This window comes from Streptomyces sp. NPDC026301 (assembly GCF_055567935.1).
Genome location: NZ_JBVHPN010000003.1, coordinates 478,840 through 492,207, shown reverse-complemented (window position 1 = coordinate 492,207; position 13,368 = coordinate 478,840). Strand labels below are relative to the sequence as shown.

Annotated in this window: 10 protein-coding genes and 1 rRNA gene; 6 read left to right on the top strand and 5 right to left on the bottom strand. The window is 72.8% G+C overall.

The genetic code is table 11. The features are described 5' to 3' along the window. Positions 1 to 220: 220 nt before the first annotated feature. Positions 221 to 337, top strand: a 5S ribosomal RNA gene (gene rrf / locus ACZ4MH_RS07875). A 148-nt stretch (positions 338 to 485) separates the two neighbouring features. On the opposite strand, the gene ACZ4MH_RS07870 is transcribed toward rrf, so the two are convergent. The 5 genes from ACZ4MH_RS07870 to ACZ4MH_RS07850 are packed head-to-tail and all read right to left on the bottom strand — an operon-like array spanning position 486 to position 6,284. Further along, the gene (locus tag ACZ4MH_RS07870) at positions 486 to 1,796 is read right to left on the bottom strand and encodes a DUF58 domain-containing protein (protein ID WP_351600482.1); all 1,311 of its coding nucleotides are present in this window, start codon (positions 1,794 to 1,796) and stop codon (positions 486 to 488) included. A gap of 8 nt (positions 1,797 to 1,804) precedes the next feature. Further along, a complete protein-coding gene (locus ACZ4MH_RS07865) occupies positions 1,805 to 2,770 on the bottom strand; it encodes an AAA family ATPase (protein ID WP_351600484.1) in 966 nt (321 codons plus the stop codon). Next, a complete protein-coding gene (locus ACZ4MH_RS07860) occupies positions 2,751 to 3,998 on the bottom strand; it encodes a DUF4350 domain-containing protein (RefSeq protein WP_351600486.1) in 1,248 nt (415 codons plus the stop codon). Before ACZ4MH_RS07860 ends, ACZ4MH_RS07865 begins: the two co-directional genes overlap by 20 nt. Beyond that, positions 3,995 to 4,663, bottom strand: coding sequence for a DUF4129 domain-containing protein (locus tag ACZ4MH_RS07855; protein WP_351600488.1), 669 nt, complete (start codon positions 4,661 to 4,663; stop codon positions 3,995 to 3,997). Before ACZ4MH_RS07855 ends, ACZ4MH_RS07860 begins: the two co-directional genes overlap by 4 nt. A gap of 28 nt (positions 4,664 to 4,691) precedes the next feature. After that, positions 4,692 to 6,284: a DUF7544 domain-containing protein gene (locus tag ACZ4MH_RS07850; protein ID WP_351600490.1), complete on the bottom strand. Its 1,593-nt coding sequence runs from the start codon at positions 6,282 to 6,284 to the stop codon at positions 4,692 to 4,694. A 251-nt stretch (positions 6,285 to 6,535) separates the two neighbouring features. On the opposite strand from ACZ4MH_RS07850, the gene mtnA reads away from it, so the two are divergent. The 5 genes from mtnA (at position 6,536) to ACZ4MH_RS07825 (ending at position 13,299) form a co-directional block, all read left to right on the top strand. Then, entirely contained in the window at positions 6,536 to 7,708 is a 1,173-nt protein-coding gene (gene mtnA / locus ACZ4MH_RS07845) for an S-methyl-5-thioribose-1-phosphate isomerase (RefSeq protein ID WP_351600493.1), read from the top strand. After that, positions 7,705 to 8,382 (top strand): two-component system response regulator MtrA, encoded by a 678-nt coding sequence (mtrA, locus tag ACZ4MH_RS07840; protein ID WP_030250475.1) that lies wholly within the window; start codon positions 7,705 to 7,707, stop codon positions 8,380 to 8,382. Before mtnA ends, mtrA begins: the two co-directional genes overlap by 4 nt. A 64-nt stretch (positions 8,383 to 8,446) precedes the next feature. Then, complete coding sequence (mtrB, locus tag ACZ4MH_RS07835; RefSeq protein WP_467754400.1) at positions 8,447 to 10,588, top strand: MtrAB system histidine kinase MtrB; 2,142 nt, start codon at positions 8,447 to 8,449, stop codon at positions 10,586 to 10,588. After that, complete coding sequence (locus ACZ4MH_RS07830; protein WP_467754399.1) at positions 10,524 to 12,443, top strand: LpqB family beta-propeller domain-containing protein; 1,920 nt, start codon at positions 10,524 to 10,526, stop codon at positions 12,441 to 12,443. Before mtrB ends, ACZ4MH_RS07830 begins: the two co-directional genes overlap by 65 nt. Before the next feature lie 136 nt (positions 12,444 to 12,579). Then, on the top strand, positions 12,580 to 13,299 hold the full coding sequence (locus ACZ4MH_RS07825; protein ID WP_467754398.1) for a ComF family protein: 720 nt from the start codon (positions 12,580 to 12,582) through the stop codon (positions 13,297 to 13,299). Positions 13,300 to 13,368: the final 69 nt, after the last annotated feature.

Here is a 13,368-nt window from a genome sequence, read left to right as displayed (position 1 = left end):
AAGCGGGAAGCCTGCTTCGAGATGAGTACTCCCACCTCCTTGAGAGGGTAAGGCTCCCAGTAGACGACTGGGTTGATAGGCCAGATATGGAAGCCCGGTAACGGGTGGAGTTGACTGGTACTAATAGGCCGAGGGCTTGTCCTCAGTTGCTCGCGTCCACTGTGTTTGTTCTGAAGTAACGAACTCGCCTTTCCGGCTGGAGTTGTTATCTTCATAGTGTTTCGGTGGTCATTGCGTTAGGGAAACGCCCGGTTACATTTCGAACCCGGAAGCTAAGCCTTTCAGCGCCGATGGTACTGCAGGGGGGACCCTGTGGGAGAGTAGGACGCCGCCGAACAATCATTGTGGGAAAGCCCCGCACCTCATGGTGCGGGGCTTTTCTGCGTTTTGGAGAAGAACCGGCACCGAGGGTACTGGCACCGAGGGGGCCGGGCCGGACCCGCCCGTGACAGCCAAGCCTCCCTCGCCGCCCTCTCAGCTGTCCCTCAGAGCCGTCCGGAAGCCTTGAGAGCCAGGTACGTGTCGGCCAGTTCCGGGGCCAGCAGAGCCGGCGTGGCGTCGACGACGGTGACGCCGTGGCCGCGGAGGCGGTCGGCGGTGCGATGGCGTTCGGCGCGGGTGCGCTCCGCGGCAGCTGCGGCATAGACATCGGCCGGGGTATGGCGGCCGGCGGCCATGGCCTCGATGCGCGGATCGGCCACCGCAGCCACGATGACCTCGTTGTTCTGCGTGAGCCCGGGGAGGACGGGGAGCAGCCCCTCCTCGACCGGTCCGGCGTCGAGGCCGGTGAACAGCACGATGAGGGAGCGGCGCGGCGCGCTGCGGCGGATCGCCGCGGCCAGACCCCGGGCGTCGGCTTCGACGAGCTCCGGCTCGAGCGGGGTCAGCGCGTCGGTGAGCGCGGGGAGGAGATCGCGCGCGGTGCGGCCCTGTACAGCGGCGCGTACCCGGCGGTCGTAGGCGAGCAGATCGACGCGGTCGCCGGCGCGGGAGGCCAGCGCGGCGAGGAGCAGCGCCGCGTCCATGGAGGCGTCGAGGCGGGGAATGTCCCCGACGCGGCCGGCCGACGTACGGCCGGTTTCCAGGGCGAGGAGGATGTGGCGGTCGCGTTCCGGGCGCCAGGTGCGTACGGCGACGGTCTGCTGGCGAGCGGTGGCGCGCCAGTCGATGGAGCGGGTGTCGTCTCCGGGGGTGTAGTCGCGGAGGCTGTCGAACTCGGTGCCTTCGCCGCGGGTCAGGATGCTGGTGCGGCCGTCGAGCTCGCGCAGGCGGGCTTGCTTTGCGGGGAGGTGCTTGCGACTGGTGAAGGGCGGCAGGGCGCGGACGGCCCAGGGGACGTGGTGGCTGCCCTGGCGGGCGGCCAGGCCGAGCGGCCCGTACGAGCGGACGGTGATGCGGACGGCGCGGTGTTCGCCGCGGCGGGTGGGGCGCAGGGTCGTGGTGTCGCGACGGCGCTCGGACGCGGGGATGCGGAGACGGTGCCGGGATGCGTCGTACTCGGTACCGGGGTCGAAGGCGCTGGGCGGCCAGGCATCGCGGAGGTGGGCACGCAAGAGACGTCCGGTGGGGTTGGTGATGGTGAGGTGTGTGGGGACAGCGTCACCGAGTCGAACTGATGTGTCACCAGTACGGGTGAACTGCAGCTTTCGCACTGGCGCGGCGAGTGAAAGGTCGCACAGAATTGCTGCAAGCAAGGTGAGTTGGACGGTGAGGATGCCGGTCCAGCCGGGGAGCAGGAGCCCGACGAGGAGTGCGCTGATCGCCGCGAGGAGCGCGGTGCGTCCGGTAAGGGCCATGGCGCGGCTCAGCGGGGGACGGGGAGGTGGGCGAGGACCGCGGAGATGACGGAGTCGGCCGTGACTCCTTCCATCTCCGCCTCGGGGCGGAGTTGGACGCGGTGGCGCAGTGTGGGCAGGGCCAGGGCCTTGACGTCGTCGGGGGTGACGTAGTCGCGGCCGGTCAGCCAGGCCCAGGCGCGGGCCGTGGACAGCAGAGCAGTGGCACCTCGGGGGGAAACGCCGAGGGAGAGCGAGGGGGATTCACGCGTGGCACGGCAGATATCGACGATGTAGGCGGCGATGTCGGGGGATACCGCGGTCTTCGCGACGGCGGCGCGGGCGGCTTCGAGGTCGGCGGCGCCGGCGACGGGGCGTAGCCCCGCGGAGGCCAGATCGCGCGGGCTGAAGCCCTCGGCATGCCGGGTGAGGATGCCGATCTCGTCCTGACGGGCGGGCAGCGGGACCGTCAGCTTGAGCAGGAAGCGGTCGAGCTGGGCCTCGGGCAGCGGATACGTGCCCTCGTACTCCACCGGGTTCTGGGTCGCGGCGACCAGGAACGGCTCAGGGAGGGGGCGGGGCGTTCCGTCCACGGTCACCTGCCGCTCCTCCATGGCTTCGAGGAGGGAGGCCTGGGTCTTGGGCGGAGTCCGGTTGATCTCGTCGGCGAGCAGGATGTTGGTGAAGACGGGGCCCGGCTGGAACGAGAACTCGGCGGTGCGCGCGTCGTAGACGAGTGAGCCGGTGACGTCGCTCGGCATCAGGTCGGGGGTGAACTGGACGCGCTTCGTACCGAGGTCGAGCGCTGCCGCGAGGGAGCGGACGAGCAGGGTCTTGGCGACGCCCGGTACGCCTTCGAGCAGGACGTGGCCCCGGCAGAGCAGCGCGACGACCAGGCCGGTGACGGCGGGGTCCTGGCCGACGACGGCCTTGGCGATCTCGGTGCGCAGGGCCTCGAGGGAAGCTCGGGCGCGGTCAGCTGTCGGGGTGCTCACGAGGTGCGTGCCTCTCTTGGAGAAGGATCGAGCGTTCGAGGTCGTCGAGTTGGTCGGCCAGCCGGACCAGGGCCTTGTCGTCATCGGGGGCGGTGCCGAAGAGCAGGGCGCGCAGGGACGAACCGGATTCGCCGCGGGCGGCGAGGCGGGCGGCGACGGCAGGCACGAGGACGTCAGCGGTGTGGATGTCGGCCGGAGGCACACCGACGAGGGGAGCCAGTCGGGTGCGGGTGGCGGAGCGCAGGACGGCGGCGGCCTGGTCGCGGGCGTCGGCCTGTTGGTAGAGGCGGGCACGGCCCTCGGTCGTCTCGGCTGCGGGCACGGTGACGGGCAGCCGTTCGGGGACGAGAGGGCCGAGCCGGCGGGCCCGCCAGAGGGCGGTGAGTACGGCTGCGATGGCCAGCTGCAGCAGTCCCCAGCGCCAGCCGGAGGGGATGAGGTCGAGGAAGGAGCGCTCGCCGTTCCGGGCGGTCGCGGGATCACTGACGGAGGGGAGGTACCAGACGAGATGACGGTGCGAACCGAGGAGTTGCAGGGCGAGCGAGGCGTTGCCCTGTTCGGCGAGGCCGTGGTTGTAAAGAAGTTCGGGGGAGCCGAGCAGCACGGTGTCGCTGGCGGCCGGACCGGTGCCACTCGCCGCGTTGCCCGGCAGGCGGAGCAGGGTGGGCAGGCCGTCCACGAGGTAGCAGCGGTCGGCATCGGGCGCCGAGGTGCGGTAGCGGACCCCGCCGAGGTCGGCGTCGCCGGCGCGGCGGGCGGCGGGCAGGGGGCAGTCCGGTGCGCGCACGGTGGTATCGGTGGGGTCCGCGGCCCGGGCGCCGGGGGCCAGCGCGTCGAGCGCCACTTGGTCGGGGGCGAGGAGGACGGTGCGGCCGGGGGAGCGCCCGGTGGCCGTACGCAGGGTGCTGAGCTGTCGGTCGGTCAGCAGGTTCGGGTCGGTGATCAGCAGGGTGGTGTCGGGGCCTGCCGCGGCGGCGGCTTCGCGAGTGCTGGTCACGACGCGGGTGCTGACGCCCCGTTCGGACAGCAGGGTGGCGAGGGCGCGGCTGCCGGTGGGGTCGGCGGAGCGTGGGTCGAGGCGGCCGTGCTGTTCGCCGGACTTCAGCGCGGCGATGGCGATGCCGCCCAGGGCGAGGACGAGGAGCGCGATCAGCAGGCCGCGGGAGCGCGCCCAGATCCGGGCGGCGGTGGGCGACACGGAGGTGGTGTAAGCGGGGGAAGAGGTCATCCGGCGGCCCCGGGCCGGGTGGTGGTGAGGTCCGGCTTCGCCTGGCTGAGGTCCGTGTCCAGGGCGCTGAGCAGGGTGTACTCGTCGGCGGTGCCGGGGCGACGGCCGTATGTGATGCCGTCGAAGGCCCGGGAGGCGGCGCGCAGCCGGTCGGTGTGGGTAGGAAAGGCGCGGCCGGCCTCGGTGGCCGCCTCGTCGGCGGTGCGTCCCGGCGCGGGTGTGAGCAGCGCGCGTTCCTCCAGGGCGAGGACGATCGCGCGCATCCGCTCCTGGACGGCGGGCGTCCAGTCGCTGCGGGCGGCGTGCGCTTCCGCGGCCGTACGGTGTTCGGCGGCGGTGCGGGGCCGGTCGGGGAAGAGCGCGGCGGCGGTGGTGGGCGTGCGGCGCAGCGCGCCGAGCCGCAGCCGGAGGGCGACGACCAGCAGCAGGACCACCAGGACGACGACGAGCAGCCCGACCCAGCCGCCGGGGGCCACTCCGGCGGCCGCGTTGAAGAGGTCGTCGATGCGCTGCCAGAGCCAATTGAGGGCGCGCTGGAGCGGGTTGGGGTCGTACTCGTGGTATCGCGGCTTGGACAGTTCGCGTTCCGCCGCCTCGCGGGCAGGACCGCGCGGGATCTGTACGGGCACGTCGTCGCCGGTGCCCGCGAGGTGCTGCGCGAGCACGGCGATTCTCCCCCCGGCCGGCACCGCATCAGCTCCCGGGGGTGGCGCCGGGGGCGGGGGCCGCGTCGGCGCCGTAGCCGGGGAGCCCGGCCGCGCGCGCCAGTTCGAGGTCGAGGGCCTCGCGCCGGATCCGCTGGTCCATGTACAGGAGCGCGGTGACGCCGGCGCTGATCGGGAAGGTGACGGTCGAGCTGATCACGGCGCCGATGCCGACCACGATCAGGAAGGTCCAGCCGGTGGTGGCGTTGCCGTTCATCCAGCTCGCGGCGCTCTCCCCGCCGAGCAGGAAAGCGATGATGGTGGCCGGGATCTGGACGATGAACTCCACGATCACCACGATCAGTACGGTGAGCAGCTGGATGCCCAGCACGCGCCACCAGGCGCCGCGTACGAGCTTGGCGGAGCGGCGCATGGACGTGATGACGCCCTGCTTCTCGAGCATCAGGGCGGGGGCGGCGAGGCAGTAGCGGATCCACAGCCAGACCCCGGCGGCCAGGCCGGCGAGCCCGCCGAGCAGCGCGAGCGCCACACCGGCCGGAGCCGAGCCGAGTACGGCGACGAGGATGCCGGGCAGCAGGCCGACCGTGATGACGGCGGCGATGAGCAGCGGGAGCAGGAGGAGCAGGCCGAAGAGGCGGGGGAGTTGCCGGCTCGAGTCGCGCCATGCCTCCCCGGCGGAGACCGAGCGGCCCAGGACGGCACGGCTGACGACGATGGTGATCAGCGCGGTGGCGATCACCGTGCCGAGCATGGCGATGAACCAGGTGATGCCGCTGGCGGCGAGCTGGCCGCCGGCCTCGCGCATGACCTCGTCGACGTCCGCGCTCGGGTCGGTCCCGAGCGTCATGTTGTCGGTGCCTCGGAACCACACGCCCGACACGACCGTGGCGACGGCCTGCGTGATTACCGCGACGACGAGCGAGATGCCCAGCATGGTGCGCCAGTGCGCCCGCATCGTGGCCACCGCGCCGTCGAGGATTTCGTTGACGCCGAGCGGGCGCAGCGGGATGACGCCGGGCTTGGCCGCCGGAGGCGGCGGGGACCACGCGCCGCCCCAGCCAGGCCTGCCGCCACCCCAGTTGGCGCCGCCGGGGCCGGCCTGGCCACCGTTCCAGCCCTGCTGGCCGCTCCATCCGGGCTGTCCGCCCCAGCCGGGGCCGCCGCCGGGAGCGCCGCCCTGCGGGCCCGCGCCGCCCGGCGGATTCCAGCCGGGTGCGCCGCCGTTCGCGGCGCCGTCGGGGCCGCTGCCCGGCGTCCCCTCGGTCGGCGCTCCGGTCGGTACTCCGCCGCTGGGCGCGGACCACTGGCCGGCCGGCGGCTGCTCCTTGGCCCACTGGGCGGAGGGCGGTTGACCCGCCGTCTGCTGCGAGGGGGGCGCAGGCTGCTGACCACCGGTCTGCTGCGATGCGGGCGACGGCTGCTGACCATCGTTCTGCTGAGCCGTGGGCTTCGGCTGCTGATCCGCCGTCCCCTGCTCGGTCGCCGGTGCGTCCTTGGGCTGCGGGCCGGTGGACTGCGGGTCGGTGGTCTGCTCGGGCGGGGTGGGCTGCTCCTGGGGGCCGCGGTCCGGCTCGTCGGAGGGGGAGGATCCGGGCGAGGCCCAGCCCGGAGAGTTGTTCATCGTCGCTCCTTCACACTGCCCGTCCGCGGCGGCGGTCGGGTTCCGGGGTCCGCGGTGCCAGTCATCGTGCCACGGCAAGTCCGGTTTCGTACCGGCCCCCTTGTCAGGAAGGGATCTTCCGGTACCGGGCGGAGACGTTCCGGTTCTCCCGGCGGCCGTCCCGGTCCCGGGGACCGTCCGGGGCTCGAAGACTGTCCGGGTCCCGAGGGGGGACCTTATGTTCGCCCCGCCGCTGACGGCAGACTGGGCGGATGGCCGATCCGTACGGAGTACGTCAGGCGGGCGCCGCGGCACCCGCAGTCCCTGCGCTGCGCTGGGAGGAGCCGCCCGAAGGGCCGGTGGTGGTCCTGCTGGACCAGACACGATTGCCTGCGGAAGAAACCGAGTTGGTGTGCACGGACGTACCGGCTCTGGTCCAGGCGATCCGGACGCTGGCGGTGCGCGGTGCTCCGCTGCTGGGGATCGCCGGGGCGTACGGCGTCGCGCTGGCGGCCGCCCGCGGGTTCGACGTGGCCGACGCCGCGGCGAGCCTGGCATACGCCCGGCCGACCGCCGTCAACCTCGCGTACGGCGTGCGGCGCGCGGTGGGGGCGTACGACGCGGCGCTGGCCGCCGGGCAGTCGCCCGAGGAGGCCGCGGGGGCCGCGCTGGCCGAGGCCAGGGCGGTACACGCCGAGGACGCGCGGGCCAGCGCGCGGATGGCGGAGCACGGGCTGGCGCTGCTCGGTGAGCTGCTGCCGGGCGGTGGTCACCGCATCCTGACGCACTGCAACACGGGAGCGCTGGTCTCCGGGGGCGAGGGCACCGCCTTCGCGGTGGCGCTGGCGGCGCACCGGGCGGGAGAGCTGCGACGCCTGTGGGTGGACGAGACCAGGCCGCTGCTGCAGGGGGCGCGGCTGACCGCGTACGAAGCGGCGCGGGCGGGAATGGCCTACACAGTGCTGCCCGACGGGGCGGCGGGGTCGCTCTTCGCGGCGGGCGAGGTGGATGCCGTACTGATCGGCGCGGACCGGATCGCGGCGGACGGCGCGGTCGCCAACAAGGTGGGCAGCTATCCGCTGGCCGTGCTGGCGCGCTATCACCACGTGCCGTTCGTGGTGGTCGCCCCCACCACGACGCTGGATCCGGAGACCGAGGAGGGCGCGTTGATCGAGGTGGAGCAGCGGGCCGGGCACGAAGTGACCGAGATCTCGCTGCCGTATGTGGTCGCCGCGGGGACGGAGGCGGGCGTCGGCGTGCCGGTGGCGCCGCTGGGCGCGCAGGCCTACAACCCGGCCTTCGACATCACCCCGGCCGAGCTGGTGACCGCGATCGTGACCGAGGCCGGTGTGGTCTCTCCGGTCACTCGTGACAGCCTGGCGGAAGTGTGTTCCACGTCACGATTCGCTAAGTCACGATCAGGTAATGGGATGATGGCCGAATGAAGGGACGCGTCCTGGTCGTCGACGACGACACCGCACTGGCAGAGATGCTCGGCATCGTGCTGCGCGGCGAAGGCTTTGAACCGTCGTTCGTGTCGGACGGCGACAAGGCGCTCGCCGCGTTTCGCGAGGCCAAGCCCGACCTTGTACTGCTCGACCTCATGCTGCCCGGACGGGACGGCATCGAGGTGTGCCGGCTGATCCGGGCCGAGTCCGGCGTACCGATCGTGATGCTCACGGCCAAGAGCGACACCGTGGATGTGGTGGTCGGTCTGGAGTCGGGGGCGGACGACTACATCGTCAAGCCGTTCAAGCCGAAGGAGCTGGTGGCACGGATCCGGGCGCGGCTGCGCCGGTCCGAGGAGCCCGCGCCGGAGCAGCTGGCCATCGGTGACCTGGTCATCGACGTGGCGGGGCACTCCGTGAAGCGGGACGGGCAGTCGATAGCGCTGACGCCGCTGGAGTTCGACCTGCTGGTCGCGCTGGCGCGCAAGCCGTGGCAGGTCTTCACCCGAGAGGTGCTGCTGGAGCAGGTCTGGGGGTACCGCCATGCCGCGGACACCCGGCTGGTGAACGTCCACGTCCAGCGGCTGCGCTCGAAGGTCGAGAAGGACCCGGAGCGGCCGGAGATCGTGGTGACGGTGCGTGGCGTCGGCTACAAGGCCGGGCCCAGCTGAGATGCCCCGGGACGGTTCGGCTCCGGAGGGGACGCGGGGGCGGGCCGCTGAGGCGGCGGATGACATGTCCTTCCTCGAGCGCTTCGTGCGAGGCGGGCAGCAGCTGCTGCCCGACGGGGCGGCCACCGGGCCGGTCCACCCCATGCTGCGCCTCATCGGCCGCTGGGTGCGGCGGCCGCTGCTGCCCGCCATGCGCCTGTGGCGGCGCAACATCCAGCTGCGGGTCGTCGCGACGACCCTGCTGATGTCGCTGGGCGTGGTGCTGCTGCTCGGCCTCGTGGTCATCGGACAGGTGCGGAACGGCCTGCTGGACGCCAAGCGGCAGGCCGCGCAGAGCCAGGCCGCCGGCGGCTTCGCCGTAGCCCAGCAGATGGCCGACGGCGCCGGTGACATCCGCGGGGACGACGCCCAGCGCCTCGGTAACCGCGGCGCGCAGGACTCCGCGACCTGGCTCACCAGCCTGGTCGAGCAGCTCGCCAGTGGCGGCCAGGGCGTGTTCTCGGTGGTCGCGCTGAGCTCGGACTCGGCTGTCGAGCAGCCGTTCGTGGACGACAGCCCCGGCGTGCGCGGTCCGCGCGCTTCGGGCGATGTGGATCCGGAGCGCAGCGTGCCGGCGGAGATGCGCCGGAAACTGGACAAGAACGCGGGTACGTACCGCGAGTACACCCAGATCAAGCGGGTCGGGTCGGACGAGGGCGAGCCCGCGCTGGTCATCGGCAAGCGGCTGGACGACGTCAACAGCAATCCGTACCAGCTCTACTACCTGTTCTCCTTCAGCCAGGAGGAGAAGTCGCTCAGCCTCGTGAAGGGCACCCTCGCCACGGCCGGGGTCTTCGTCGTGGTGCTGCTCGGCGCGATCGCGTGGCTGGTGGTGCGGCAGGTCGTGACCCCGGTACGGATGGCCGCGGGGATCTCCGAGCGGCTTGCCGCCGGCCTGCTGCAGGAGCGGATGAAGGTCACCGGCGAGGACGACATCGCGCGGCTCGGCGAATCGTTCAACAAGATGGCGCAGAACCTGCAGAGCAAGATCCAGCAGCTGGAGGCGCTCTCCCGCATGCAGCGCCGCTTCGTGTCCGATGTGTCGCACGAACTGCGGACGCCGCTGACGACCGTACGGATGGCCGCCGACCTCATTCACGACGCGCGCGAGGATTTCGACCCGGCGACCGCGCGTTCGGCCGAGTTGCTGCGCGGGCAGCTGGACCGGTTCGAGTCGCTGCTGGCGGACCTGCTGGAGATCAGCCGGTTCGACGCGGGGGCGGCCGCGCTGGAAGCCGAGCCGATAGACCTGCGGGACGTCGTCCACCGCGTCATCGAGGGCGCCGAGCCGCTGGCGGAGGCCAAGGGCAGCCGCGTCGTCGTGCGCGGCGCCGAGTACCCGGTGGTGGCCGAGGCGGACGCCCGGCGTGTGGAGCGGGTGCTGCGCAATCTGGTGGTCAACGCGGTCGAGCACGGCGAGGGCCGCGACATCGTCGTACGCCTGGCCTCCGCCGGCGGCCGGAACGGCGGCGCGGTGGCCATCGCGGTACGCGACTACGGCGTCGGGCTGCGGCCCGGCGAGGCGACGCGGGTCTTCAACCGTTTCTGGCGCGCCGACCCGGCCCGGGCCCGTACGACCGGCGGCACGGGCCTCGGCCTGTCGATCGCGGTCGAGGACGCCCGGCTGCACGGCGGGTGGCTGCAGGCGTGGGGCGAGCCGGGCGGCGGTTCCCAGTTCCGGCTGACGCTGCCGCGTACGGCGGGCGAGGCGCTGCGCGGCTCGCCGATCCCCCTGGAGCCGGAGGATTCGCGGCGCAACCGTGCCCGTAGCCGCGCGTCCGGGCACCGCGCCATCGAGGCGCGCAAGCCCGTGACCACGGTTCCGGCCCAGTCCGGGAACGGCGCCGCGGAGGCCGCGCCGCGTCCCGGTACGAACGGTGCGGCAGGCACCGAGGACGCATCGCACGGCGCCCCCGCGCACGACGGGGCGGCGCAGAGCGGCACCGTGTACGGCGGCTCCGCGCACAACGGGGCGGGGCCCAAGGAGCTACCGGCCGGCGACACCACGGACGGGCGCAGCGGTACGGATCACAGCGGTACGGATGCCGACGCGTGCAGCCGTACGGGTGCGGACGCGCGCGCCCGGGCCGGTGCGGACGCACATGCCCGCACGGGTGAGGCGCGGGACGGCGAGGGACGGGAGGACGAGCTACGTGATCGGCGCTGATCGCGGTCGCGGCCGTGGCCGCGCCGGAAGGCGGGACCGGGGCCGCCGCCTCCGTACTCTCGCGGTGCTCGCCGCCGGGGCGATGCTGCTGGCCGGGTGCGCGTCGATGCCGGACGAGGGTGAGTCGCTGCCGGTCGATCAGGCGTCCCGCGCGGACGCCGACTCGCAGGTGCGGGTCTACGGCGTGCCGCCGCAGGACGGGGCGCAGCCGACCGACATCGTGCGCGGTTTCCTCGACGCGCTGACCAGTGACGAGGCCAACCTCCGTACGGCCAAGCAGTATTTGGCGGCGCCCGCCCGCAAGGCCTGGCAGCCGTTCGCGACCACCAAGGTGCTCCAGGAGCGCCCCAAGGCCACTCCGGAGGGCAGCCCGGCCAACCGCGAGGACGCCAAGGGCTTCACGGTCACGCTGGAGGGCACACAGGTCGCCACGGTGGACCGCAAGCACGCCTACACGCCCCAGGAGAAGGCGTACCGCGAGACGATGCACCTGGCCCGGGAGAACGGGCAGTGGCGCATCGACCGGCTGCCGAACGGACTGGTGCTGGGGCTGCCGGACTTCCAGCGCATCTATCAGCCCGTCAACAAGTACTACTTCGCGTCCTACAAGTCCGAGGCCGGGGAGCCGAGGGCGGGCAAGGACGTGCTCGTGGCCGACCCCGTGTACCTCCGGCAGCGGATAGATCCCGTCACGGCCAGCGTGAACGCGCTGCTGCAAGGGCCGACCAACTGGCTGCACCAGGTGGCGGTTTCCGCGTTCCCGAAGGACACGCACGTCTCGCGGCCCACTCTGACGCTGGACGACTCCAACGCGCTGCGGGTACGGCTCAGCAAGGAGGCGACCGGCGTGAACGGCGACCAGTGCCGGCGGATGGCCGCCCAGGTGCTTTTCACGGTGCAGGGCATGGCGCGTGCTTCGAAGGTCAGCGAGGTGGAGCTCCAGAAGGCCGGCGGCGACTCGCTGTGCAAACTGAAGCAGCAGGAGGCGGCGGACCGTTTTGGCCAGCAGGCGCGGGTACGGCACACCGCGCTGGAGTACTACGTCGACGGTGATCACCGGGTGGTCAGCATGACGGACACCGCGACCGACGCGACGCCGGTGCCGGGGCCGCTCGGTACGGGCAAGATCGCGCTGCGCTCGGTGGGCGTGGCACACGGCGAGGAGTCCGCGGCCGGCGTCTCGCTGAACGGGCGCGCGCTGTACGTCGCCGCCCTGGACGAGATGTCCAAGCGGGCCGAGGTACGGCTGCGCAGCAAGGCGAAGAACGAGACGGACGGGCTGACCGCGCCGAGCTGGGACGGCCTGGGCGATCTGTGGATCGCGGACCGGGACGGTGACGGGTCGCGGCTGCTGCGGCTGCGGTCGGGCAAGGGCGAGCCGCAGGAGGTCGCGGTACCCGGGCTCGGCAAGCGGCGCATCAAGTCGATCAGGGTGGCGTCGGACGGCGTACGGATCGCCATGCTCATCGAGGACAAGGGCCGGACGACTCTGCAGCTGGGCCGGGTGGAACGCGGCGGTACGGCGATGAACCCCAAGCTGTCCGTACAGGCGCTGCGCCCGATCGCGCCGCAGCTGGAGGACGTGGTGGCCGCCTCCTGGGCGGGCGACAGCCGGCTGGTCGTGGTCGGCCGGGAGTCCGGCGGGGTGCAGCAGATGCAGTTCATGGAGACGGACGGTTCGGCGTCCAACACGCAGACTCTGCCCGGTGTGAACGGCGTCGAGGCGGTGGCGGCCTCGGAGGACGAGACCCGGCCACTGATCGCGGACGCGGACGAGGGCATCGTCCGGCTGCCGGTCGACGCGAACTGGAAGACGGTGGCGACGCGCGGCACGGCACCGGTCTACCCGGGCTGAGCCCGCCCGGCCCCGCTCAACCAACCAGGGCGTATTTCTGCAGGTCAAGCTGCCTGTGTCCATGCTGCCGGAGGGCGGTTCGCCGAAGTTATCCACAGGGGTGGTGGGCGGGCGGCCGGGGCGGGACAGTGGAGACATGCGGGGGTTGTGGCGGGAATTCGCCGGGTTGGTGCTGCCGGTCGGCTGCGCGGGGTGCGGCCGGCCGCGGACGGAGCTGTGCGGGGAATGCAGGCGGTCGCTGTGCGCCGGGGGCGGGCAGGCGGCCGGGAGGCGGCGTGGGCCGCGGCGGGTGCGGCCGAGCCCGGCGCCGCCGGGGCTGCCGAGGGTGTATGCGGCGGCCGCGTACGCCGACGCGGTACGGGCGGTGCTGCTCGCGCACAAGGAGCGGGGCGCCCTGGCCCTGGCCGCGCCGCTGGGCGGGGCGCTGGCGGGCGCTGTGCGGGGTCTGGGGGCCGGGCCGGGGCCGCTGCTGCTGATACCCGTGCCGTCCGCCCGGAGCGCCGTGGCCGGGCGGGGACACGACCCGGTGCGCAGGATCGCGCTGGCGGCGGCGCGGGAGCTGCGGCGCGGCGGGACCGGGGCGCGGGTGCTTGCGGCGCTGCGGCAGCGGCGGGCGGTGATCGATCAGGCGGGGCTCGGCGCGCGGCAGCGGCAGCTGAATCTCGCCGGCGCGCTGGAGATCGCCGGTGGCGGCCGGCTGCTGCGCGGCGGACGGGTGGTGCTGGTGGACGATCTGATGACCACCGGAGCGTCGCTGGCCGAGGCGTCGCGGGCGGTCGGAGCGGCAGGAGGGAGGGTGGCGGGAGCGGCCGTCGTGGCGGCCTCACCCAGTGCTTTCGAAATCAACTGGAACTGACCGTGAAAATTCATCGTTGCAGGTACTGAGGACAAAAAATCACTCAAACGGAGCTGGTCCCCGCGAGGG